This is a genomic window from Exiguobacterium aestuarii (assembly GCF_020171655.1).
Classification (GTDB): domain Bacteria; phylum Bacillota; class Bacilli; order Exiguobacteriales; family Exiguobacteriaceae; genus Exiguobacterium; species Exiguobacterium aestuarii_A.
Window position 1 is genome coordinate 19220 of record NZ_JAIVAC010000002.1, and the last position, 24320, is coordinate 43539.

Genomic DNA, 24320 nt, shown 5'->3' on the forward strand with positions numbered 1-24320 from the left:
AACAGAAAGGAAAACATATGTTACATCGCAATTTAGCACTTCACACAGACCTCTATCTCCCACGCTGGATGTATATCTACTGGAAGCAAGGTCGCCATAACGAAAAGGTCGTCTTTGACCTGTATTACCGCTCGAATCCGTTCAGCGGTGGCTATGTCGTCTTCGCCGGACTCGAAAACATTGTCCACTACTTGGATAACGTCTCGTTCACAGAAGAAGACATCGCTTATTTAAAAGCGCAGCTCGGTTTCGAAGATGAATTTGAAGATGTGTTACGAAACTTTAAGTTCACTGGTTCACTATATAGTGTCCGTGAAGGAGAAGTCATCTTCCCACACGAACAAGTCGTCCGAATCGAGTCGACCATCTTTGAAGCAAAACTATTCCAAACAGCGCTACTCAATATCGCGAACCACGAATCACTCATCGCGACGAAGTATGCCCGAATTCGTCAGGCCGCTCCGAACGAGACACTGCTCGAAGGTGGAGCACGTCGCGCACAAGGCGTCGATGCCGCCTATTACGGGACCCGCGCCGCTTATATCGCCGGTTTCGACGTGACGAGCCTTGTTTCTGCCGGACGTGATTTCGACGTGCCGACAGGAGGGACGATGGAACATGCGGACATTCAGTTCCATGATGATGAGTTGAGTGCATTCCGTTCGTTTGCAGAGATGTATCCAGACAACACAAGTCTCCTGATTGATACGTATGACACACTCAAATCCGGTCTTCCGAACGCGATTACGGTCGCAAAAGAACTCGAGGCGAAAGGACACCGCCTCAAGTCTGTACGACTCGATTCGGGTGACCTCGCTTATCTGTCAAAACGCGCTCGGAAAGCGTTGAACGAAGCCGGTCTCGACTATGTCAAAATCGTCGTATCTGGTGATTTAGATGAATACGTCATTCAAGACTTACGCATGCAAGGTGCAGAAGCCGATACATTCCTCGTCGGGACGCGCGGAATCACGGCTTACGAACAACCTGCGCTTGGCATGGTCTATAAATTGGTCGCTCGTGAGGATGAATTTGGAGAATTAAAACCGGTCATCAAAGTGTCCTCTTCTAAAGTGAAGACGACAACCCCTCATAAAAAGGAGTTGTACCGCATCATCGACAAGGAAACGAAAAAGTTCAAAGGGGACTATATCGCCCTTGCCGACGAACCCGTCGACTCATATAGCGAAATCGACTTGATTGACGTCCGCGACCCTGCCTTCAAAATCAAGACACGCAACTTTAACGTCAAACGGTTGTTACAACCAATTTTCCTCGACGGAAAACGTGTATACGACCTTCCAAGCACTACCGAGATTCGCGCTTACCATCATGAACAGATGAACGGACTCTGGGAAGAGTATAAGCGCCTCCGTTTGCCGGAAGTATACTCGGTGACGTTCAGTAAACCACTTTGGGATTTAAAACTCGATATGATTCGCAAAACGCGAGTACCGAAATAAAAAAAACGGTTGTGGGCATATGTCCCACAACCGTTTGCTTATACCATCGTCATCTCGCCTGCTTGGCTTTGATCTTCTTTTCTCCGAAAGTAAAGCGCCATCGACAAAGAGAGCAATATCAAGACAAAATAGACGGTTCGTTGCCAAAACGTCGCTTCGGTGTCCCCTTGGAACAGTGCAATGATATAATCGCTCCCACTGACTAAAAATAGTCCGGCAAGCAAAAGAAAGATTCGATAGCCGGCCCGACTCCGCTCCCGTTTCACTTTGAAGAAAAGGACACCATAGTAGACGATCGCGAGAATCGTCACATACCCGATTACGCCAACAACCCAACTCATCTTGATGCCTCCCTCACTCTCTATTTTCTGTTTCTTCCCCGTTATCTTAACACATTCTATTCGTCAGACTATGTTAAGATGGTCTAAAGAAAACGCGGAAAGGAACGATCCTATGAAAACGTTTCGCCTCGTCCAAGTCCGTCTCGTTCAAGACGAGTACGGCAATGAACTCAATTTACCAATCGATTTGCTCGACGGGTTGATCATCTCGAAAGAACATGATTCAGAATGGTTGCTCGAGATGCTCGTTCCGACTGAATCGGCCGTCACGCTCCACCATTACTTAAACAAGCGAATCCTCATTCTCGCTGAAGCTGTCATTACATCACCGACGAATGCACCTGCTGCACTCGCTTTGACGTTCACGAGCGAACGAGCCTTGAACGATCATCATACGTTCGTCGCCGAAGGACTCATGTTGAATCCAAAACAAGATGCGACGAAACAAGTGCTCGACTCTCTCATTCAAGAAGGGGTCGCCACGTCGAATTTGAAACCCGCCTTCTTCGAGAAGAAAGTGGAGATCCAACAATCGTTCAGTCGCTCTGCCTTCAATCAATTGGTCAAAACCGGGTCATTCGAGTAATCGAATGGCCTTGTTTTTTCTTTCCCCAAAATGATTCCCCTCTCAAACAAAAAAGACGGAGAAAGGACCCCCGCCTCACACATAGATAAAGAACAAGATGACCATCATCGTCATTCCAATCACTTTTAAAAGCGTGCTGCCGAGAAACGCGAGAACCGTTCCGACACCGATACTCCATGCTTCACGTGTCGTCTTTCCGAGTGTCAACTCCGCTAAAAATGCGAAGACAAATGGGAAGATGAGGACCCCGACGAGAGGGAAGATGAACGGTCCAGCAATCAAGCCAATGGTTGCGCCCCATTTCGCCCGTTCTGACCCCCCACGTTTATCCACTGTTGCTCTGGTGACAACATAGTCTACCACAAACAAGAAGATGAGGAAGACCGATTGCCACACCCAGAATGTCCAGGTCAACGGTTCAAATGAAAAACCAAATCCGTAAATCATGTATCCGATAAATAAGAACAGAACGCTTGGAATGACCGGGTAAATGAGTCCTGCAAAAGCAACCACAAATGATGCGATGATGAATACCCATAGTAAGGTCGTCATGATATTCTCCTCATTTCATGATGGCCGGATCGGTGATATGATCAGCAACATTAATCGCCTTCACCTCAAACTGGCCATGTTGATGGATGATATAGTTCGAGCAGGCGTTTCGCATCGCATGACGGAACGTATACGTGTCATCGATCGCCGAGAGCGCCGCTTTAATCGCATGCGAATGGCAGACGACAATGATCCGTTTCCCGGGATACATCTCTACCAAATGTTCCATTCCTTCTAGGACGCGAGCACGCATCTCATCCTCTGATTCGAGACCCGGAACGCGACGCTCGTCATCGGCCTGCACCGCTTCATAAATGCCCTTCACGGGTTGTCCGGACGCTGCACCAAACTCGCGTTCAATAAATCGCTCGTCCAATCGAATCGCATCATGCTCAATCCCACAGGCTGTCGCAATCGCTTGTGCCGTATGGACCGCCCGCGTTAATGGACTAGAAACGATGAGATCCCATGTTTCTTGACCCAAAAAAGCTGCACTCTCTTCTGCCTGTTGGCGTCCGAGTGCATTCAACGGATTGTCTTCACGACCTTGAATAATTTCTAAACGATTCCAATCGGTCTGACCGTGTCTCACTAAACATAACTCTGTCACTGCTTCCACTCCTTACTCTTTCAATCATCCCCCATCGTACCATCTTCCCTAAAAATCGCAACTTCAGACAAGGCATTCGTCAATGAAACGATTGATCCGTGCCATCAACTGCTCTTCTTTGATCGGGTTGTCCGATTGTAGGAAACTCGCCAGCGAATGTGTCCCATTCGGAAACGAGATAAGCTGAACGTTCGCGCCGACATCACTCGCATGTTCGACGAAGTGAAGCGCTTGACCGAACGGCACAATTGGGTCTTTCTTTCCGTGTAACAGTAAAATAGGTGGGGCATCGGCATATAAATGGGAGACTGGTGAGCATTTCACCATCAGTTCACGCCATTCTTCACGGCTTCCCTCGTAAAACTTCAAATGAGCTAGCCATGTTTGAATGAATTTGAACAACAAGAAGTTTGTCGGCGGATATAAGGCGATAACTCCTTTGATTGTCGGAAGGTCATCCCCGAGTTCCCCTACAAATTGTTTGTGACGATCAAGCGCAGTAGCGAGCATTAAAGCTGCTCCAGCAGAGTCGCCCCACACGAGTAACTGACTTGTATCGAGGGTGAGCAATGATTCATGCTGCTTTAAATAGCTAAGCGCGTCCGAAACATCGATGATATTGTCAGGGAAATATACTCCGTCTTCAAATAGACGGTAATCGATACTGACGACGGCGATCCCTTTCCCCAAAAAGTGATCGAGTAACGGATGGAACAGCGTGACCATGCTACGGCTCCCTCTCACAAATGCTCCCCCATGTGCATAGACCGCTACCGGGAACGGTCCCTCCCCTGGTGGGAGATACAAATCAAATTGGAGCGGACGATCATTGACAATCTTATACGTATACGTGTGGCGCCGGCGTGTTGTCGGTCGAATCGGCAATTCGGGCTCTTGCCATCTGACAAGTGACCCATACTGACTCCACACACTGGCCCCGGCTGCCGTCGCCGCGGCCAGTGCCGCGCCCCCGACAAACCAGGCGGTCTCCTTTCTCATACAATCCACTCCTCGTTCCTTTTTTTAATCATATTCCCGCTTTTTTCAAAAATCTATCCATCAGAAGTCGGACTTGACGTGCTCCGAAGGTCACACTATAATATTACTCGCAGTCATAAAACGTAACAGTTACGATTTAATATTCAGATAATTTGAAAGGTGGACGACGAAAGATGAAGAAGACTTGGCTAGGCGCTGTCGCGGCCGGCACGCTTTTGCTTGGCGCGTGTGGGAATACCGAAGGAGACAACGTATCCGAATCGACAGATCAGAAACTAACGGTTTACGCTTCGACTTTTGCTTTGAAGTCAATGGCAGAGGAAATCGGTGGTGACCGTGTCAACGTGGAAATGGTCATTCCACCTGGAGCAGACCCACACACATATGAGCCCACTTCAAAGCAGATGACTCAAATTGCAGATGCGGACCTCTTTTTGACAATCGGCCATGACCTCGAACCTTACGTCGAGTCCATGGAGAAGAGCTTGGAAGGACAAAACGTCGCTTTCGTCAAAACGGCAGAGGACGTGACGTTGCTTGATGCAGCCGATACCGTTCATGTTCATGAAGAAGACGGTCATTCCGAAGATGAACATGCTCACGAAGAAGAAGGACATTCTGAAGACGAGCATGCCAATGAAGAAGAAGCGCATAACGAAGATGAGCATGATCATGGACAATACGATCCACACGTCTGGCTCGACCCGATGAATGCCGTTTCAATGGCAGAAGCTGTTGAAGCTGCTTTCAGCGAAGAGGCACCAGACTATAAAGACGAGTTCTCAGAACGGTTGAGTGCATTTAAAGACGAAGCGAATACCCTCGATGCAGAATTGAAAGCAGCAGTTGAGAATGGTTCGAAGTCGGAGTTACTCGTCACACACGCAGCATACGGCTATTTGGCTGAACGATATGGTTTCGATCAGTTGCCAATCGCCGGACTCACACCTTCTGAAGAACCTTCACAACAAGCCCTCAAACGAATCATCGAAGAGGCGCGTCTCCACGATTTGAACTATATTGCTTTCGAAGATACGGTCACACCAAAAGTGGCTGAGGTCGTGAAGCAAGAAATCGGCGCAGAAAGCGTAACGATCTATAACTTGGAATCTGTCACAAAAGAACAGATGGACAAGAGCTATTTTGACTTGATGCGTGAAAACGTCAAGGCACTCGAGACAGCCTTGAAATAATCAAAATCCCGAAACGAATGGATTCGTTTCGGGATTTTTTATACTTCGATCCGGCGGTCCAGCGTTTTCATCGTGACGAAAAGAAGGAGCAGGAGTGATACGGTCACACTCATCATCCATACGTCCCCATTCATGAAGGATGACCACTCCCAGTTGTCCGTGCTCAGTCCGAACCACACTTGACTGATGACGACTCCGCTTAGGCCCATCACACTAAAACGAAACCATGTCATATTTGGAACGAACCGTTTGCTGACGAAGTAACTATTCAACACCAAAAGACTAACATAAGCGATGAACAGCAAACTCCACGCTGTGTCAAATAGGGTCGGTACTGATCCGCCCGCTACAGCATACCCCCACGTCACCAAGAATACGATGAATAAGATGAGTGTGATGCGATAAAGCGACACGCGTTTCGTTTGATAGGCGAGAAATGGATTGATTAAAATGCCAAGCCAGATGAGTGTGCCGAACACGTCCATGATCGAATCCCCTTTATCCATTTTTTTACATTATACCATGGTGGATTCATCTTTACTCATAATAAATGAGGACGAGTTCTTCTTGGGACGCGGCCGTCTCACAAAACTGTTGCAACTTTGTCCAATCTTCCCAAATCGTCTCGAACTCCTCTTTCGGTACGAGTGCCATGTCTTTCACATCATCCCGTCCGAACGCATGCAACGTGTCTTTGACGATGTGAAGTAGCTGTGGGGTCAAGATTCCGACCACGACCGCCTGTGCTTCATTCACAATCAACTCCTCGCCAACGAGCGCCATTTCCATATTGTATGTGTCAGCCCCATCGATATACACCTCGATTTGACTGAGCACGCGTTGAAACGATTCGACATTTGGGAGCGTTAACGTGTCGTCCCGATTACGGTATTGCTCATGCATATGAATCAACCAGTCTAAAATCATCTCCGGATCTTGATTAAATGACACCCAAACTTCTGGGGAAACACGTACATAATGCGTCGTCTCCATACATGAACGCCCCCTTTTTATGACATTACCCGTCTTGTATACGTAAAAAAACCGCCTACGTGAATTCGTAGACGGTTCCATTCATCAAGAACGACTTGTTCCTGTTTTTTGTTCTTCTGTTTCGCTTTCCCAAGCTTCTACATACTCACGACCTGGAAGGTTTTCTACCGAGTCGACATAGAAGACCGGATCTTGTCCTGCTCGACGCTGTGACAAGTAGTCGTCAAGAACGGCTCGAGCCACTTTCGCCAAGCGGAAGATTGCGTACAAGTTGACGAGTGCCATGAGGCCCATGAACACATCGGCGATCGACCAGACGAGCCCTGCAGAGCGGACCGCACCAAACAAGACCATTCCGACAACACCGATGCGATAGAGCGTGACATAGATTTTTTTGTCCGAGATGAACTGAATGTTCGTCTCGCCATAGTAGTAGTTACCAAGAATCGAGCTGAAAGCGAACAAGAAGATCGCAATCGTCAAGAACGATGTCGCGACCGAACCGACTTCTGCTGTCAATGCCGCTTGCGTCAATTCGACACCTGCAAACGATTCTGAACCGGCAACTCCTGAAATCAAGATGATCATCGCTGTCGACGTACAAACGAGCAATGTATCCACGAATACGCTGAACGATTGAATCAACCCTTGTTTAACAGGGTGTGATACTTCCGCTGTCGCAGCGGCGTTCGGCGCAGAACCCATACCTGCTTCGTTCGAGAAGAGACCACGACGAATCCCTTGGAGTACCATCGCACCGATTGCACCACCGAAGAGTTGCTCGATTCCAAGAACTCCTTCTGAGAAGATGAGGCTGAAGACGTCTGGTAAGAGGGATACGTTTGTCACCATGATCCAAATCGCGAGTAAAATATAGCCACCCGCCATGACTGGAACGATAATACTCGACAAGAGCGCAATCGATTGAATCCCACCGAATACGACAACTGCCGTAATGATCGCGAGGACAACCCCGACGACTGTCGTGCTGATGCCGAATTGATTACTCACAGAAAGTGAAATCGTGTTCGACTGAACAGAGTTGAACGCGAATCCGAATGAGAACGTGATTAAAATCGCGAACAAGACACCGAGCCAACGTTGACCGAGCGCACGCTCCATATAGTAAGCCGGACCTCCGCGCCATGTGCGCCCGTCACGAATCTTATACACTTGTGCCAATGTACTTTCGACAAATGCAGAAGCTGCTCCAATCAAAGCGATGAGCCACATCCAAAAGACTGCCCCTGGGCCACCTAGCGCAATCGCTGTCGCCACACCGGCAATGTTCCCTGTGCCGACACGTGCTGCCGTCCCGATCGCGAACGCTTGGAACGAAGACACTTGGCCTTTCTCACGAGCTGTCCCTTCTTTGAACAAAAGGCGGAACATCTCAGGAATCATGCGGAACTGAACAAAGCCCATACGAATCGTGAAATAAATACCCAATGCGACAAGAACAACGATGAGCACTTGCGACCATAACAAATCGTTCGCCTGTGAAACGAGATTCTCTACAAATTTCTCCATACTAATCCTCCATCATTCTAAAAATCTCAACAGAAAAAGTCATGTTAACTTTTTTAACATGACTAGAATTATAGGTAAATTATACGAAAATTGCAATATTAATTCGTTTTCTCGTATATATGAACTTCCTTCAAATCGTATCTCACCAACAAAAAACGAATCGGATTGCCCATCGCAACCCGATTCGTTATACAGTTCATTTAGATGAAGAGGTTTAAGTTTCCGCCCTCTGCTGCACCGAGATACGCCGCAACACCACCGAGGTCGACCCCATCAATCAACTCTTCTTCTTTGATCCCCATGACGTCCATTGACATCGTGCAGGCTACCATCTTCACGCCTGCCTCTTGAGCTGACTTGATCATCTCTTCGACAGAAGGGACGTTCTTGTCGCTCATGACTTTCTTCATCATTTTTTGACCGACACCACCGAAGTTCATGTTCGAGAGTGGAAGTTCACCGGCATGTCCTGGCATCATCATGCCGAACATTTTCTCAAGACCTTGTTTCTTCACTTCCGGCGCGTCCGGTTTGCGGATGACATTGAGTCCCCAGAATGTGAAGAACATTGTTACTTCTTTCCCCATCGCTGCAGCACCTTGCGCAATGATGAGAGATGCGAGCGCACGGTCGAGGTCACCGCTGAAGACGACCATTGACGCGCCGTCTCCTGCTGGAGCGCCCGCTTGCGGCGCAACCGGACCTTGTCCTTTTTGAAGGATGGCTTCGACGCGTCCGTTGACGAATTGTTTCGAGACAAGTTTGTTACCTGTCTTCTTCGCCCATGCTTCGATATCTGCGAAGAACCCTGGGTCACTTGCGAGGACACGCAGTGTTTCGCCTTCTCCGAGTTCTGCAACTTTCTTATTTACTTCTAAAATTGGTCCCGGGCATTGTAGACCACATGTGTCTAAGATGACCGCTTCACCGATTGGTGCGTTCGTCATTTGTGTTGGCTCCTCTTCTACAACGGTAGCCGCTGTTTCATTTGATGTGTTCGCTTCTTCAAGCGCCTCGAAATCACGATTGATTTGTGACCATGTTTTATAGCCACCGCTCAAGTTTTTCACCTTGAAGCCGTTTTGACGCAAGATGCGTGATGCGAGATATCCACGAAGACCGACTTGGCACGTCACATAAATCGTTTCGCTTCGGTCATAGTTGTCTAAGTTTTCACGTAATGAGTTAAGTGGAACGTTGATCGATCCTGGAATCTTCCCAAGTTCATGTTCTGATTCGTCACGGACGTCAAGTAACGTCGCTCCGTTCTTCACGAGCTCATCGATTTCATCCCAATGCACGACTTCGTTATCACCGAGTACGACGTTAGAAGCGACATACCCAATCATGTTGACGGGATCTTTCGCCGAGCTGAACGGTGGTGCGTAACTAAGTTCGAGGTCAGGCAGGTCGAGGACCGTCAAACCGCCTTTCATCGCTGTCGCAATGACGTCGATTCGCTTGTCGACTCCGTTGATCCCGACACCTTGTGCACCGTAAATCTCACCCGTTGTTGGGTGGAATAAGAGTTTGAGTGACACCGGTGTCGATCCTGGATAGTATCCGGCGTGCGAACCCGGGTGTACGTGAACAGCTTCATACGTCTTACCGGCTGCTTTCAAACGTTTCTCGTTCCAACCAGTCGATGCGACCGTCATATCAAACACTTTCGCAATTCCTGTTCCCATTGTTCCGTTATATTTCACGTCACGACCGTTAATGATGTCGGCAACGAGACGACCTTGACGGTTCGCTGGCCATGCGAGTGGGACGACAGTTGGCTCTTGGAAGACATAGTCGAGCACTTCGACTGCATCCCCAATCGCGTAAATCGATGGATCAGATGTCATCATTTTTTCATTAACACGAATCGCACCGCGCGTACCTGTTTCAAGTCCCGCTTCACGGGCAATCGTTGACTCCGGTGTGACCCCGATCGACATGATCACCATGTCTGTATCGATGACGCGACCGCTCGACAAATGAACTTTCTTCCCTTTTTCAGAGAATGAAGAAACGCCATCAGACAATTGAAGCTCGACACCATGAAGACGTAAATGTTCATGAATCGGCGCGACCATCTCACGGTCGAGTGGCGTCATGACTTGGTCCGCCATCTCGACGAGCGTCACATCAACCCCACGCTCACGTAAGTTCTCTGCCATCTCAATCCCGATGAAGCCCCCACCAATTACAGTCGCGTGTTTTGGTGCTTTGTCATCGACATAGCCACGGATTTTATCTGTGTCTGGAATGTTGCGAAGCGTGAAGATGTCTTCCGCCTCGTCGATTCCAGGGATGTTCGGACGAATCGGCTTCGCTCCCGGTGAAAGGATGAGGACATCGTATGACTCATCGTACGTTTCGCCTGTTTGAACATGCTTCACCGTCACTGTTTTCTCGTCACGGTTAATTTGAACCACTTCCGTCAAGTTACGGATATCGAGTTGGAAACGTTTGTTCATCCCTTCAACCGTCTGGACGAGCAATTTTTGACGATCTTGAATGACGTCCCCGATGTAATATGGAAGACCACAGTTAGCGAATGAGATGTATTCCCCACGGTCGAACATGACGATTTGATTTTCCTCATTTAAGCGACGAAGACGCGCTGCTGCAGACGCACCACCCGCTACTCCACCGACGATTACGATTTTTTTACTCATTGTCCATTTCCTCCTCTGACGACTTCTCCTGGCCAACTCATCAAGCCATCTTCTATATTGACCACTTTATAGCCTTTTGCCTCCATTTGCCAAGTTGCTTGCGTGCTACGTGCACCAGAGCGGCAAAGGACGACATATTCTTCAGCAGGGTCGAGTGTGTCGATCCATGTTGTCATTTCTGATAACGGATAGTTTTTGGCACCTTCGATATGCGCTTCTTGAAACTCGTCGCGTTCACGAACGTCGACAATGTTTACTGGCACTTCAAAGTCCATTTGACGTTTTAAAGCAGATGCTTTCATCATTAATCTACCTTTCTATTTTCGATTCCATCTATACCATTCGGCTTGGTAGCTGGCGCTCAATAAAGTTTGTGATTTATTGAACATTTCGCTTCCACGTCACTAATATACCCCCTTAGGTATTCAAATGCAAGAAATAAGTTTGACGAAATGTAGAATTTTTCATCACCCCTTCATAAAGTAGTTGATGCTCGACACATACTCCCCCATGTATTAAGATGAGCCTACACAAGAAATAGTTGGGTAACTGAACAATTTTTACTATAGAGGTGAAGGACATGGAACAGTATCAATACGACCCGAAAGTATTGAATCGTATGAAACGGGTAGAAGGACAAATTCGCGCCATCATCCGCATGATGGAAGAAGGTAAAGAGTGTCGTGATGTGGTGACGCAATTAAGTGCCGCACGTTCTGCACTCGACCGCGCCTCGACGATTATCGTGGCCAAGAACTTAGAACAGTGCATCATCACAGCGCAAGCGGATGGCGAAGATACGTCAGAAACGGTCGAAGAAGCCATTAAAATGTTGATGAAACGCTAGTTCCCCTTGCTTTCCCCGTCCAAATGGGGGAAAGTTAGAGTAACGACTTACTAAGGGGGATTTCCTTGTGAACTTCGAAGAAAAAGTAGAATCATTTAGAGCGCTCGCCGCTGAACGCAACATGACGTTCAAAGAGAGCGACACTGAAACGCACGTCACGTTTTTGACGCGTGAAACAACAAAATCCGGGGCTCAGCCCGTTATGATTATCGCTTTTAACAAAAAGACGACAGACGCTGAGTTATACGCTGCGACCGTCACGCACGTTCCAGACTACGTAGAAGATTTACCGATTCTAAATGCCTTGAATGAGTTCAACCAGGAGTTCAAATACTTCCGTTGCGTACTCGACAGCGATCGTGATGTCACGCTCGCATCAACACTCGACCTCGATCTCGGTTTCTCACCAGAAATCATCTTGCAACATTCATTCATGATGTTCCAAGCGGCAGACGAAGTGAACGAGTACATGCAAAAGCTGTACACACAAGTACAATAATGAAAAGCCGCCCGGAACATTTCCTGGCGGCTTTTTTGAAACATCTTTTACTCCAGCTCGTAATGTTGACCAAGGAGGCGATTCGATATGACACGTTATGAACGATATGTAGAGGCGTTAGACTCCATCAAGGAAGCGACGAAGTGGGAACTGACGGATGACTTCCGACGCTTGATGGCCATTCATTATGCGATTCACGACACCCCATTCGAGGCATCTCGATTTTCGAACGCACGCGATACATTGAAACAAAAAACGAAGATGTTTTCAAAGTTTAGGGGCAGTCAAAACCTCGTCTGGCTCTCATTTCTCGATGCTAAATATGAGGACATCGGGACCGCAATCGACGAGGCCCTTCGACTCGATACGTTACTCGATCGAAAGCATTTCCGCTTCAGTTCATTACGACCTTTTTTAGCGAATCAACTGATCAATGTAGATGAACCTGAGAAACGACTCGATGAGGCGACTGACTTATATCAAACGTTCAAACAACACCATCCCTGGTTGACGAGCGAGGAAGACTTATTGTCGGCACTCGTGCTCGTTCAAGCGTTTGACGACGTCATCGATTTAAACGAACGGATTGAGCAGCATTATACCTTATTGAAAGATCGGCTATCGAAGTCAAACGAACTGCAACTCGTCTCACATCTTTTGACATTCCGCGAGTCTGCACCAGAAGAAGCGGTCTCTCGACTGCTGGCATGGAAATCGCAGTTAGACGACGTACAAATATCCATTCGCCGTGAGCAGTTACCGGCGCTCGCTTTGCTGAGCATTGTCGCGGAACCGAATACGGATGGCGTACACGCCATTCAAGAGATCGTGAATGCCGAAAAAGACAAACAGCGCTGGTTCAACACGCATAGCGTGCTTGTCGCGCTTCAACTCGTAGCTGCCGACCACATCACGGGAGAAGCGAATGATTTGTTGCTACACGGGACCTTCGCTCATTTGCTAGCGATGCAACAAGCAATGACCGCTGCTACAACTGCCGCCGTCATTGCCAGTACTTCTTCGTCTACGAACTAAATCAGAAGATAGGTCGTAAGACACGTCAGTACGAATATAGAGTTCGCAATTTCCAAGATTCCAATCTTCATGATTGGGATCTTTTTGCCGTAAAACCAAACAGCGCGTATCAGGCTCGGTGCATAAGCCAATGCGAGGAGAGGATATCCGAGTGCAATAAACACGATGATTAGTAACATATGATATCCCCAAGAAAGATTTCGGTACATGATGCTCTTCTTTTCCCGAATCATCGTCTTGACGAAAAAGATGCTTCCAAGGAAATAGAGGTATGGTAAAACGAATACCCATACAATCGTTTCATCAAAGATGTGTGCCCCGTGGTAATAACTCGCCATTCCTCCGATACAGAATGACGTGACGGCACTGACGTCGTTCCACACGTTCCGCTCATCTTTGATTTTGGCAAAGTAGGCGTTCACGAGACCGAATGGAATCATCGCGAAAGCGAACCAGATGAGACGCGTTTGCACCCATAAAACAGGAATGATAGCTAAGGTAGCAATCATCAGATAAATCATCACTGTGCGTAAAAGCTCACGCGATTTCTTTCGCTGTTTGATGTATTGGAATAAAAAAAAGTACCCATATAGACAAATAGCCACGCGATTGCAAAAGGTATATGTGTCCACCTCCATCCTCCAGCCGTTCCTCCAAGAACGAACGGTAAAATGAGCATCGACCATGCTCCATGTTGTGTTGGAATCATCCATTTCATCACACTTCACTCCTTCATTCATCAGTGTAATGGATGGTGATAGCATACGCTGTGAGATTTGCCACAGATAATAAAAAAGAAAAATAGGTAGCCTCAGCCACCTATTTCATCACATTGCCTGTTTCTTACGTTTCACATAGTTTGTCGCGTACACAACGCCAATGACAGATAACGTTAAGATTGCAAAACTATTCATTAACGTCTTGAACGTATACAATCCTTCAATGTTATTTATCACCATCACTGCCATCAGCAACACGAGAATACTAAAGTTTACGAGATTTCGATTTTTCATAAGATGCACCTCTCATTTCTAATCATCCTTTATGATATCATCTCCAGTGAACAAAAAGTTATTTTTTGTATGTTTTAACCAAATCTATCATTTATACTAAGTTTACAAATTGTTCAGTGAGGTGAACGTTGATCATGTCTTTACTACCACAAGACCGAAAAGGCCGATTCATTTTTAAAGGCATCCTTGGCATGAGTTTCATTCTGCTCTTCATCGGTCGAAGCGAAGTCCCTCTACCGATTCACGCAACAACTTCTTTTGTTCCATTCGAGATTCACACTCCTACGCACCTCCCTTTTGTCGCTGAGACCGAATATGCACATCTGGTCAGCCTAGGGCGGGTCGAACTCGTCTATGAAAATGAAGAGGAGTCTATGAGCATATGGTCGACTACGGAACTCGGATGGCACCATGTCGAAGAGTGGGAACGGTACGCACAAACCGTTCAAGGTTCGCCTGTCTACCTCAATGAGTCCGATGAACTCACTATTCTCAGCTGGCAACGAGATGGCGTCGAATACGCAATCGACTACCGCGGACATCAACTTTCGAAGCAGGATTTGTTTGACGTCGCGGCTTCGATGAACTAAAAAAAACGATCTCACGCGAGATCGTTTTTTGGTGTCCAATTTGGTACGACAGGTGTCGCTTTCGGCTCATCGACGACAAGCATCTTGGTGACGACCCGTCCGGCGATTGACACCGCGACGAGCGTATACAATGCGTTCGATAATGGTAAATAAATGAGTGAAATCCCAAGGACGATCACATCAAAGATAATTAAAATCGTACCGACCGACACGCCTGTCCATTTCGATAATCCGAGGGCGAATAAGTCGTCGCCACCGGTCGCTCCGCCTGACTTCAAGACGAGACCGAGACCATATCCGGTCACAATCCCACTTGCGATGGCAGCGAATAGCGTCGCTGGCCATACTTGAATATCAAACGTGAGCAAATCGAGACGGTCCCACATCGCATAACTGAGCGAAAGGGACGAAGCGGCTAGTACCGCCTGCCCGACAAAACGCCATCCTTTCCACCACAATGCAATGATAAAAAATGGGATGTCGAGCACGATCATCGAGATCGCCGGGTCGATATCAAATAAATAGCGACCGAGTAGCGATAACCCGACGAATCCACCTTCCGCCAAACCAAACTGTTCATTCAAATAATAATAACCGAACGCCATGATCAGCGTTCCGAGCACTATGGTAGCAACTCGTTTCATTCCGATTGTCCTCCCCGTTCTTGACGGAGAGGAGGATCCTCAGTCGTAGCTGCGGTTCCATCTGTTCCATCTCCGATCTTCCGTTTGTTGATTGATACACGTCATGGTGATCATTCAACGCTAGAAGTCCGGAAGTTGGAACAGAGGCCACGTCCTCTCGGTATCCATAAAGACCTTCCTTTCTCAAATTGCGCGTAATCTTGTACGTAGTTTACCATACATTTTGATTCAGTTCATGAATTTTACCTTTAGTGCATGTTACGTTTCGGTAAATCTTTCTTACCAAACCACCACCAGTTCCAATCCCCAAACAGTTTCATAAGAGATGGAACGAGCAGGATTCGGATGATCGTCGCATCAATAAAGATGGCGAGGGCGATCCCGACACCGAGCTGTTTAATCGGGCTGACACCCGTGAAGGCAAACGCACCGGTCACGACAATCATGATGATGGCAGCCGAGGTAATGATTTTACTCGTTTTCGCCAGTCCCATCTCTGTCGCATAGTCGTTGTCACCTGTCTCCCGATAGTATTCCTCGATTCGTGAAACGAGAAACACCTCATAGTCCATCGACAATCCGAAGACGAGTGAGAAGATGAAGACCGGTGTCAAAATACTGATGGTCTCCGCGTCATATACATAACCGGATTCGAAGATGATGACGAGCAAGCCGAACGTTGCTCCGAGACCGAGTACATTCATGAGAATGGCTTTGATTGGAATCAAGATGGATCGGAATGCCCACATGAGGATGAAGAACGTCGCCAAAATGACGGTGATCACTGCATATGGGATGCTGTCGTAAATCTCATCATAAATCTCTTCGTTAAAAGCAGCCGGTCCACCGACCTCAAATCCTTGATCTCGCCAATCGCGGACAAATGCCTGTGCTTCCTTGTCACTCGGTGGTACATCGAAACTCACGTTGACGAGGGCAAGATCCGTATTTCCATCAAGCGTGACGAGCCGTTCAAGCGGAGCGAGTTGTTCCGGGGCCGCTTCCACGAGTTGCGTGAACGCTTCAGGCGTCAAACCGGACGTCGTCAAAAAGGTCGAGACATTATCGACAATCCCTACTTCGTTTAACTCGTCTGTGAGCGTTGTCAGTTCTTCTAAAATCATCGGGTCCGTCAAATCATTCGCTTCGAACAAAATGACCGCATCGGTTGAGTTTTCCCCGAACACATCGTCAAATCGTTCAAGTGCCGCTCGTGATTCATACGAAGTCGGGAGCGCATCTGCGTCCGGAATATTCAGCTCTAAGTCACGAACGAACCAAAGACTCGGTAACAGTAACAATAACGCAACGAGCGTCATCGTTACAGGCCGCTTCATGACGAAGCGGGCAAGCTTTTGCCAGCGTTTTTCTGACTTCGTTTCGTCAGACTTGATGATCCGCCCTTTATTCAAAGCGTCCCCTACTAAGTAAAGAGATGACGGCAAGAGTGTCAGTGCGGACAAAACAGCCCCCGCGACGGCAATGAGCGCACCGAGCGCGACTGCCTGGAAGACATCGACCTGGATAAAGAGTAGACCGGCCAATCCGACAAAGACACATAGTCCAGAAAAGAGAATCGAGCGTCCTGCCGTCGCCACCGTCCGGACGATGGCTTCTTCTCTCGATTGTCCACGCGTCAACTCTTCACGATACCGATTGACGAGGAGCAATGAGAAATCAATCCCGAGCGCAATGGCAACCATCGCCACGGCGTTCAAGACGAATATGGATAATTCCATGTTTTGCGCAAAAAAGAATAGAGACCCTGCCGCTACGATGAACGTGATGAGTCCGACGAGCAACGGCATGAGTGCCGCGAGCGGCGTTCCGAAAACAAGTAACAATACGACGAGAGCAACCGGAATCCCGATCAACTCTGCTCGAATCAAGTCATTTTTCGATGCCTCGTTCAAGTCGTCTGCAAATACCGGTTCCCCAGTCAACCGCACTTCTGTATCTGTGTCTGTGATCAGGGCGTCACGAACCGCCTCAATCGAAGATTCGGCTGCTTCATAGTCTTCAAATTCAAGCACAAAGTACGAGACGTCGCCTGAACGAGCATCTGGATTCTCTGACGGCGTAATGACACCATCAATCGACCGAATTGCCTCGAACCGTTGCTGTTGTTCGTCCATGACCGTATCTATTTCTCCGCCTTCAAACAAGACGATCATCGAGGCACCGGCACGGTCGAACCGTTCATTCAACGTATCTTCTACTTGTTGGAATCGCCCGTCTTGAATCGCGAAGCCGTTTCCTCTCAACTCACCCGGGAGCTGCAGCCCAAAATAGACCGACCCTGCGAGTAAAATCGTCCAAATGAGTAGTACTCCATATCGAAAGCGAACCAACTGTCTACCTAACCATTCCATCTTTGTCACTCCTCCCTGTCTAACCATCTACTTCCCGTTTCTCTCTTCATTCATCATCACTTCACAAAAAATTCCTGAACCTGTTTCGGTTCAGGATTCTTGTCGTTCAAAGACTTGAAGCCAACTATGGCAAAATCGTGGTGGTGCGGATAAGACGACGAGTCGGTCTCCTCGGTCATCTAACAGCATGACCTTCAGCAATTGATTGTCCGCACACACAGTCGAACAAAACAGTTCTTCTTCTCGACGAAACAGTTGGAACGCTTCGGTCGAAGTGATTGCCGTCGTTTCGCCGACTTGATCGAGGATGACCGTATCACGGTCCCCTTTATACGGAATACGCCAGTTCTCATTCGTTTTCACATTCTCCACTAAAAAGTGATGCGTGTTTTCATCAAATAAGGTCACACATGTTTCAGGTGTGAATCGTTCAAAATCATACGTCCCTTGATATGCCAGCTCAATGATGTTCCCAAAGAGCGGAACTTCTTCGTAGCGACTATATCGAAACGTATGATCGTGGAGATTCAAAGCCACGACATCCGATTCGGCTGAATATAAGAAGATGTCATCGCCTTGCCAATAGTGCAAATTGCTAAACCAGTCACCGTTAAAACGTTGTGGAATCGCATGCGTCTCCATCTGTCCTTTTTGTAAATCAATGACTCCGTAAAGTCCTTTTTCTCGGAACCATGCCACGGCACGCGTCGCATTCGGTTCCACATATAGGGCGCACGGTGTCCAAGCCCAGTCAATCTCCCAGCGAATTTGGGACGACTCGTCAAAGAACAAAAATCCGGTTTGCGCCAAGTACAACATCCAACCTTCACCGACACGTTCTAACCATTCGATCGTTTGATGAAATTGAAAGTCTGCTGTTTGTTTGTACATTTGATCACTTCCTAATTTCAGCTTAGCAACGACCGAAGCGAAATTCGATTTTGAATGTGTTCGTTCAACACATTTTCGATTTTCCTGTATACTGTCGGTATAGATGAATGGTTCAGAAAGGAGTATACCGATGCGCCCATTACAATTATCACCAGAGACCGCGGTTGAGCTTGCGAAAAAGTTGAACGTCCCGCTCGAAGAATTGATGCATATGCCGAAGCATATTCTCGTTCAAAAAATGATGCAACTCGAGGCATCTCAAACAGAGGAAGACACACCAAAGGAGACGGATTAACGTCTCCTTTTTTGATTACTGTTCTTTACGTTTTCGTTTTTTCGATACGTACCAGAGACCACCGAGCACAGCGAGTGCGGCACCTCCGGCAACAGCGTATTTGCTGTAGTCCGGACGACGCTCCGTCACCACGAGTGTCGATAGTGGCGCGACTGTCAGATGACGGTCCTCGATTTGACGCGGCGCCGTCAGATTGACGGTATGGTCTTCCACGTTTACTTCAAACTTACCGGACGGAAGTTTAATCTCGACCGCTTCCTCTAACGCGTTATGATACACGACATGTCGTTCTACATACCCTTCGACGTGGCGGCTCAACTCGAATGCGATCACGCCTTCTTCTTCATCGAAGAAGCGTAAGTGTTTTCGAATCTGTTCCGTGTTCTCGAGTCGGAAGAGCGGATACTGTTTCCGCAGGCGCAAGAGACCTTTCACATACTCCACACTCGGCGCTTCTTGTTCTGCACGTGTCCAGTCGACACGGTTGACGACCTCACCTGAGTTAAAGCTGTTCTCGTCTCCATCCTTTGTCCGGAAGAACTCTTGCCCACTATGGAGGAACGGAATCCCTTGTCCGAGAAGTACGATGGATGTCGCCAAACGATGACGGCGACGGCGTGTCGTCTCATCATCTTCCGGATTCGTCACGGACAACTTGTCCCAAAGCGTCAAGTTATCGTGACATTCGACATAGTTGACGACCTGGTTCGGTTCATCGGCAAAACTTTGGCTCGTAATCCCGCCAGCGATTCCTCGTTTCACGTCAGCCGTCATGTCTGTGTTGCCGCTCACCCAACCTGGTAAGTCCTCGATGAACACGTCTCCACGAACACCATCTCGAATCCCATCATTAAATTGCGCGATTCGTGGCATCTTATGCGCATTGTGTTGATTCGCTTTTTTACGGACCGGGAGTGGCGTATCTAAATCCCAACCTTCTCCGATGACCAGAATGGACGGGTCGACGCGATCAAGCGCCTTCCGAATTTGATTCATCGTCTTCACATCATGTAATCCCATCAAGTCGAAACGGAATCCGTCAATCATGAATTCCTTCGCCCAATATGTGACACACTCGACCATGAGCTTACGCATCATCGCGCGTTCAGATGCCGTGTCATTCCCACATGCCGAACCGTCTGCGAGTGTTCCGTCCTCATTTAGTCGATAGTAATAATCCGGGACGAATTGACCGAGCGGTGTCGTCAACGCATCGTACGTATGGTTGAAGACGACGTCCATGATGACACGGATGCCCCGATCGTGGAGGGCTTGAATCATCGCTTTTAGTTCAATGATTCGTGTCGCCGGATCGTCTGCTGACGAGGCGTATGACCCTTCGACCGCAAAGTAATGCACCGGGTCATATCCCCAGTTATAGTTATCTTCCCCTTCACGTGACTCATTCACCGACCCGTAGTCAAAGAATGGCATCAATTGAAGATGTGTGATACCGAGCGATGTGATGTAATCGAGTCCAGTCGGGTAACCGCTCGTGGTCGTCGTTCCCGTCTCGGTCATCCCCAAGAACTTCCCACGATGTGTGGCCCCGCTCTCCGGATGACTCGTCAAATCACGTACGTGCGCTTCGTAAATGACCGCTTCTTGTGAAGAATTGAATAGCGGACGTTCTTTAATCCAATGGTCCGGGTTCAAGGATGCCGGGTCAAGCAGACATCCACGCTTCCCATTCACTCCGACGACTTTTGCATAAGGATCGAGTGATTCCACTTTCTTCCCATCAATCATTGCTTCAAATACATAAAATTGACCTTCGAACAAAGCGCGGTCGAGTTCAATGACCCACGTCCCCTTCTCAGCCGATTCGAGTTCGAGTCGATCAAACTTGCGGGCACGGGCTGTGCGATATAACTTGACCGACATCTGTTCCGCTACCGGAGACCAGACACGTAGTCGAATCTGTTCCCCTTTAAACGTCACCCCAAGGTCTTTCCCGTGATAGGCAACGTGATCTAAGTCTGCTTGTGTGTATTGATCCATTGTACGTTCCATCTCTTCACTCCTTCACTGCTTCAAATCTGCTATCATTATAACAAAACCACACAAAGGATGGATGAAACATGGCAAAAGACAATTCTTTCGATATCGTGTCCGAAATGAATCTTGAAGAAGTGAAGAACGCGATTCAAATCGCGGAGAAGGAAATTTTGAACCGTTACGACTTTAAAGGATCAAAAAGTGAGATGTCGCTCGACAACGGCGACCTCGTCCTCATCTCGGATGACGACTACAAACTCGAGCAATTGAAAGGCGTCTTAATCACGAAGTTGATCAAGCGCGGCGTCCCGACAAAAAACCTCGACTATCAAAAAGTAGAGAACGCACTCGGCGGCACGGTTCGCCAACGTGTGAAATTGAAGAGCGGGATCGACAAAGATGACGCGAAGAAAATCAACAACGCCATCAAGGAATCAAAACTTAAAGTCAAATCGCAAATTCAAGACGATCAAATCCGAGTGACGGGGAAATCACGTGACGATCTTCAAGCTGTCATGCAGCTCGTTCGTGAGCTCGAGTTGTCCGTCGACGCCCAATTCACGAACTTCCGATGAAACTCGCGATCATCAGTGACCCACACGGTTCGTTTGATGATTTGAAGGCGGTTCTCGATGATGTCCGGCGGGAAACAGAGCATATTCTCTGCCTCGGCGACCTATATGAATGCCATATCGGGAAAAAACGACGTCACGAGCGCTTTCATCATGTGGAAGACGTCGTGACATATGACCCGAACTATGAAGCGCTACTGACGTTCCCGAGTCTACGTGGTAATCAGGAGGAGCGAATCGACGAGGTGCTCGTCATCGACCATCCCGTGAAAACACGGATTTCCTTATTGCCCGAACAGACGACTCTTGGCGAAGCACGCTTTTTACATGGACATCAAGTCAAGTGGAACGAAGATTGGGAACCGGTTGTCGAAAAAGGGAAATATCCGCTCGTCTTCATCGGACATAGTCACATTCCCGGGATTTACCGGAAAGGAAAATCCTTGCCGTGGGAAATCGGGATACCGTTCCATTTGAAGAAGAAACGATATGTCATCAACGTCGGTGCCGTCATCTTCGACCGGGAATGGTGTCTCTATGACACGGAAGCCCGAACGGTGACGCGGATGAAAGTGTGAGCATAAGAAAAGGACCTCAACATCGTTGAGGTCCTTTCGTCTGTCTTACATTTCTTCCGGAGCTTCGACACCGAGTAAGCGTAGTCCTTCCGTCAATACGAGCGTCACTGCCTTCACGAGCGCGAGACGCGATTGTTTGCCTGCATCTTCTTCTAAAACGCGGACATGACCGTAATACTTGTTGAACGCTTGCGCGAGGTCAAGTACGTAGCGGCTGATGATTGATGGTTCGCGACGTTCATGTGCACGCGTGATGACGTGTGGGAACGCGTTGAGCATCGTGACGACACCCCATGAGTAGTCATCATCTGCACCAGTGAACGGTGAGCCATCATAGTTTCCTTTACGGAGGAGTGAGTTCGCACGGGCATTCGTGTATTGAACGTAAGGTCCTGTCTCCCCTTCAAACTTGAGCATGCTGTCGAGATCGAATTCGATGTTGTTGATGCGTTCGTTCTTCAAGTCGTGGAAGACGACCGCTCCGACACCAACCATGCGTGCAACGTCTTTTGCGTTCGCAAGGTCCGGATTCTTCTGTTCGATGTTTGCTTGTGCTTTTTCGATTGCTTCTTTCAACACTTCCTCAAGAAGAACGATGCGCCCTTTACGTGTCGACATCTTCTTCCCTTCTTGCAAGATCAAGCCGAACGGTACGTGATGCATGCCATCGACGAAGTCGTAGCCGAGCTTACGAAGAACCGAGAAGAGTTGTTTGAAGTGAAGCGCCTGTTCACCACCGACGACATAGTTCGCTTGCACGAAGTTGTATGTCTCGTAGCGATAGATCGCTGCTGCCAAGTCGCGTGTCGCGTACAATGTCGCGCCATCTTTCTTCTTGATTAAGCATGGTGGCAGATTCTCTTCTTCGAGCGAGACGACCATCGCGCCTTCACTTTCGACTAAGAGATTTTTTTCTTCGAGCATCTCGACGACGCGTCCCATCTTATCATTGTAGAACGCCTCACCGTTGAAGCTCTCGAATTTCACACCGAGGAGGTCGTATACTTTTTGGAACTCCTTGAGTGACTCGTCACGGAACCATTGCCAAAGCTCTGTCGCTTCCGCATCACCATCTTCAAGCTTTTTGAACCAAGCACGACCTTCGTCTTCGAGTTCTGGTTGTGTCTTCGCTTCTTCGTGGAAATGGACGTATAATTTTAAAAGTTCTGCGATTGGATTGGCGCGTACCGCTTCCTCATCGCCCCACTTCTTGTAGGCGACCATCAATTTCCCAAACTGAGTGCCCCAGTCACCGAGGTGGTTGACGCCAACGACGTCATATCCGTTTTTACGTGCGATTTGGTTGATCGCATTCCCAATCACCGTCGAACGTAAGTGACCCATCGAGAACGGCTTCGCAATGTTTGGTGACGAGAAGTCCGTCACAATCGTTTCATTGCGTGTTGCATGTGTCGCGTACTCTGACTTCTCCTCGAGCACCGTGTTGATGATTTCTTTTGACACGACGCCACGGCTCAAGAAGACGTTGACGTAAGGTCCCGCTGCCTCGACTTTTGTGAACAATTCATCATTCAAGTCATTCGCGATATCTGTCGCGATCATGACAGGTGCTTTACGGTAAGCTTTCGCCAATTGGAAACATGGGAACGCGAGGTCACCATGTGCCTCGTGTTTTGGCTTCTCAATCAATGCTTCAATCTGGTCAATCGTGAGCTCGTCTCCGATGACACGTGACAACGCTTCTGCGTACTTGCGTTCATAACTCATTTGTATGTCCTCCTTCTTCGTATCACAACTCATAAAAAAAACGCCCTTTGCATAGATGCAAAGAGACGGGAATTCCCGCGGTACCACTCTTCTTGCCTGCATGACGCAGACCGCTTTATGGTGATAACGGTTCCCTCCGGCTATGCCTACTCTCGTTTCGGATAGCATCTCAAAAGTGCGTTTCGCGACGTTTGTCAGCCTGGGCTCTCACCAATCCCCAGGTCGCTTTGTTGACTAAACCATCGTTACTCTCTTTTTCATCGACATTCGTCTATGCGGTTGAAAAGCAATTTCATTATAGAGGATATTCCGTGTATACTCAATG

27 protein-coding genes and 1 other annotated feature are annotated in these 24320 nt (G+C 48.1%); of the genes, 10 read left to right on the forward strand and 17 right to left on the reverse strand.

The genetic code is table 11. From position 1 onward, the window contains the following. The first annotated feature begins 17 nt into the window (after positions 1-17). The gene (locus tag LCM29_RS11065; RefSeq protein ID WP_224862856.1) at positions 18-1463 is read left to right on the forward strand and encodes a nicotinate phosphoribosyltransferase; all 1446 of its coding nucleotides are present in this window, start codon (positions 18-20) and stop codon (positions 1461-1463) included. 38 nt (positions 1464-1501) lie between these two features. Here the strand turns inward: LCM29_RS11065 and LCM29_RS11070 are convergent, their stop codons facing one another. Further along, positions 1502-1804, reverse strand: coding sequence for a 7TM diverse intracellular signaling domain-containing protein (locus LCM29_RS11070; protein WP_031424443.1), 303 nt, complete (start codon positions 1802-1804; stop codon positions 1502-1504). Between the two features lie 112 nt (positions 1805-1916). Here LCM29_RS11070 and LCM29_RS11075 point away from each other — a divergent pair, with 112 nt between their 5' ends. Beyond that, positions 1917-2390: a YwpF-like family protein gene (locus LCM29_RS11075; protein WP_224862858.1), complete on the forward strand. Its 474-nt coding sequence runs from the start codon at positions 1917-1919 to the stop codon at positions 2388-2390. Positions 2391-2465: 75 nt separating this feature from the next. On the opposite strand, the gene LCM29_RS11080 is transcribed toward LCM29_RS11075, so the two are convergent. From LCM29_RS11080 to LCM29_RS11090, 3 genes are all read right to left on the reverse strand, one after another. Next, positions 2466-2942: a DUF456 domain-containing protein gene (locus LCM29_RS11080; RefSeq protein WP_214696004.1), complete on the reverse strand. Its 477-nt coding sequence runs from the start codon at positions 2940-2942 to the stop codon at positions 2466-2468. Positions 2943-2952: 10 nt separating this feature from the next. Continuing rightward, the gene (locus LCM29_RS11085) at positions 2953-3552 is read right to left on the reverse strand and encodes a histidine phosphatase family protein (RefSeq protein ID WP_214785633.1); all 600 of its coding nucleotides are present in this window, start codon (positions 3550-3552) and stop codon (positions 2953-2955) included. Positions 3553-3615: 63 nt separating this feature from the next. Further along, positions 3616-4551: an alpha/beta hydrolase gene (locus LCM29_RS11090; RefSeq protein ID WP_074034302.1), complete on the reverse strand. Its 936-nt coding sequence runs from the start codon at positions 4549-4551 to the stop codon at positions 3616-3618. Between the two features lie 173 nt (positions 4552-4724). On the opposite strand from LCM29_RS11090, the gene LCM29_RS11095 reads away from it, so the two are divergent. After that, on the forward strand, positions 4725-5744 hold the full coding sequence (locus LCM29_RS11095) for a metal ABC transporter solute-binding protein, Zn/Mn family (protein WP_224862860.1): 1020 nt from the start codon (positions 4725-4727) through the stop codon (positions 5742-5744). Between the two features lie 38 nt (positions 5745-5782). On the opposite strand, the gene LCM29_RS11100 is transcribed toward LCM29_RS11095, so the two are convergent. The 5 genes from LCM29_RS11100 to LCM29_RS11120 form a co-directional block, all read right to left on the reverse strand. Next, positions 5783-6229, reverse strand: a complete 447-nt coding sequence (locus LCM29_RS11100; RefSeq protein ID WP_224862862.1) for a hypothetical protein — start codon at positions 6227-6229, stop codon at positions 5783-5785. 52 nt (positions 6230-6281) lie between these two features. After that, entirely contained in the window at positions 6282-6737 is a 456-nt protein-coding gene (locus tag LCM29_RS11105; RefSeq protein ID WP_214760799.1) for a hypothetical protein, read from the reverse strand. Positions 6738-6821: 84 nt separating this feature from the next. After that, on the reverse strand, positions 6822-8267 hold the full coding sequence (locus LCM29_RS11110; RefSeq protein ID WP_224862864.1) for an alanine/glycine:cation symporter family protein: 1446 nt from the start codon (positions 8265-8267) through the stop codon (positions 6822-6824). A 200-nt stretch (positions 8268-8467) separates the two neighbouring features. Further along, positions 8468-10933 (reverse strand): CoA-disulfide reductase, encoded by a 2466-nt coding sequence (locus LCM29_RS11115; RefSeq protein WP_224862866.1) that lies wholly within the window; start codon positions 10931-10933, stop codon positions 8468-8470. Then, positions 10930-11235, reverse strand: a complete 306-nt coding sequence (locus LCM29_RS11120) for a rhodanese-like domain-containing protein (protein ID WP_214695982.1) — start codon at positions 11233-11235, stop codon at positions 10930-10932. Before LCM29_RS11120 ends, LCM29_RS11115 begins: the two co-directional genes overlap by 4 nt. Before the next feature lie 278 nt (positions 11236-11513). Here LCM29_RS11120 and LCM29_RS11125 point away from each other — a divergent pair, with 278 nt between their 5' ends. The 3 genes from LCM29_RS11125 (at position 11514) to LCM29_RS11135 (ending at position 13314) form a co-directional block, all read left to right on the forward strand. Continuing rightward, the gene (locus LCM29_RS11125; RefSeq protein WP_214695974.1) at positions 11514-11780 is read left to right on the forward strand and encodes a metal-sensitive transcriptional regulator; all 267 of its coding nucleotides are present in this window, start codon (positions 11514-11516) and stop codon (positions 11778-11780) included. A 67-nt stretch (positions 11781-11847) separates the two neighbouring features. Next, the gene (locus LCM29_RS11130; RefSeq protein WP_015880528.1) at positions 11848-12279 is read left to right on the forward strand and encodes a YbjN domain-containing protein; all 432 of its coding nucleotides are present in this window, start codon (positions 11848-11850) and stop codon (positions 12277-12279) included. A gap of 87 nt (positions 12280-12366) precedes the next feature. Then, entirely contained in the window at positions 12367-13314 is a 948-nt protein-coding gene (locus tag LCM29_RS11135) for a DUF4003 family protein (RefSeq protein ID WP_224862869.1), read from the forward strand. Here LCM29_RS11135 and LCM29_RS11140 read toward each other — a convergent pair. The 3 genes from LCM29_RS11140 to LCM29_RS11145 form a co-directional block, all read right to left on the reverse strand. Further along, the gene (locus tag LCM29_RS11140) at positions 13311-13823 is read right to left on the reverse strand and encodes a YwiC-like family protein (RefSeq protein ID WP_412093987.1); all 513 of its coding nucleotides are present in this window, start codon (positions 13821-13823) and stop codon (positions 13311-13313) included. The two genes, LCM29_RS11135 and LCM29_RS11140, sit on opposite strands and share 4 nt — an antisense overlap. Before the next feature lie 11 nt (positions 13824-13834). Then, positions 13835-14032, reverse strand: a complete 198-nt coding sequence (locus LCM29_RS15270; RefSeq protein WP_318247828.1) for a YwiC-like family protein — start codon at positions 14030-14032, stop codon at positions 13835-13837. A gap of 109 nt (positions 14033-14141) precedes the next feature. Then, positions 14142-14327: a hypothetical protein gene (locus LCM29_RS11145; RefSeq protein WP_224862871.1), complete on the reverse strand. Its 186-nt coding sequence runs from the start codon at positions 14325-14327 to the stop codon at positions 14142-14144. A gap of 134 nt (positions 14328-14461) precedes the next feature. On the opposite strand from LCM29_RS11145, the gene LCM29_RS11150 reads away from it, so the two are divergent. Then, positions 14462-14917 carry a hypothetical protein gene (locus LCM29_RS11150; protein ID WP_214785625.1) on the forward strand — a complete coding sequence of 152 codons (456 nt, stop codon included), beginning with the start codon at positions 14462-14464 and terminating at the stop codon, positions 14915-14917. A gap of 11 nt (positions 14918-14928) precedes the next feature. Here LCM29_RS11150 and LCM29_RS11155 read toward each other — a convergent pair whose 3' ends face one another. From LCM29_RS11155 to LCM29_RS11165, 3 genes are all read right to left on the reverse strand, one after another. Then, the gene (locus tag LCM29_RS11155; RefSeq protein WP_214747032.1) at positions 14929-15561 is read right to left on the reverse strand and encodes a YitT family protein; all 633 of its coding nucleotides are present in this window, start codon (positions 15559-15561) and stop codon (positions 14929-14931) included. Positions 15562-15809: 248 nt separating this feature from the next. After that, entirely contained in the window at positions 15810-17933 is a 2124-nt protein-coding gene (locus LCM29_RS11160; protein WP_224862873.1) for an MMPL family transporter, read from the reverse strand. 90 nt (positions 17934-18023) lie between these two features. Next, on the reverse strand, positions 18024-18824 hold the full coding sequence (locus LCM29_RS11165) for a hypothetical protein (RefSeq protein WP_224862875.1): 801 nt from the start codon (positions 18822-18824) through the stop codon (positions 18024-18026). A gap of 130 nt (positions 18825-18954) precedes the next feature. Here LCM29_RS11165 and LCM29_RS11170 point away from each other — a divergent pair, with 130 nt between their 5' ends. Then, entirely contained in the window at positions 18955-19119 is a 165-nt protein-coding gene (locus LCM29_RS11170; protein ID WP_074034904.1) for a YycC family protein, read from the forward strand. 15 nt (positions 19120-19134) lie between these two features. On the opposite strand, the gene pulA is transcribed toward LCM29_RS11170, so the two are convergent. Beyond that, complete coding sequence (gene pulA / locus LCM29_RS11175; RefSeq protein ID WP_224862877.1) at positions 19135-21132, reverse strand: type I pullulanase; 1998 nt, start codon at positions 21130-21132, stop codon at positions 19135-19137. Positions 21133-21200: 68 nt separating this feature from the next. Here pulA and LCM29_RS11180 point away from each other — a divergent pair, with 68 nt between their 5' ends. Together LCM29_RS11180 and LCM29_RS11185 are read left to right on the forward strand one after the other, a co-directional pair. Further along, on the forward strand, positions 21201-21692 hold the full coding sequence (locus LCM29_RS11180; RefSeq protein WP_224862879.1) for a YajQ family cyclic di-GMP-binding protein: 492 nt from the start codon (positions 21201-21203) through the stop codon (positions 21690-21692). Continuing rightward, entirely contained in the window at positions 21689-22267 is a 579-nt protein-coding gene (locus LCM29_RS11185; RefSeq protein WP_224862881.1) for a metallophosphoesterase family protein, read from the forward strand. The genes LCM29_RS11180 and LCM29_RS11185 overlap by 4 nt, the downstream gene beginning before the upstream one ends. Positions 22268-22312: 45 nt before the next feature. Here the strand turns inward: LCM29_RS11185 and argS are convergent, their stop codons facing one another. Then, the gene (gene argS, locus LCM29_RS11190; protein WP_224862883.1) at positions 22313-23995 is read right to left on the reverse strand and encodes an arginine--tRNA ligase; all 1683 of its coding nucleotides are present in this window, start codon (positions 23993-23995) and stop codon (positions 22313-22315) included. A 58-nt stretch (positions 23996-24053) separates the two neighbouring features. After that, positions 24054-24265, reverse strand: a binding site (T-box leader). Positions 24266-24320: the final 55 nt, after the last annotated feature.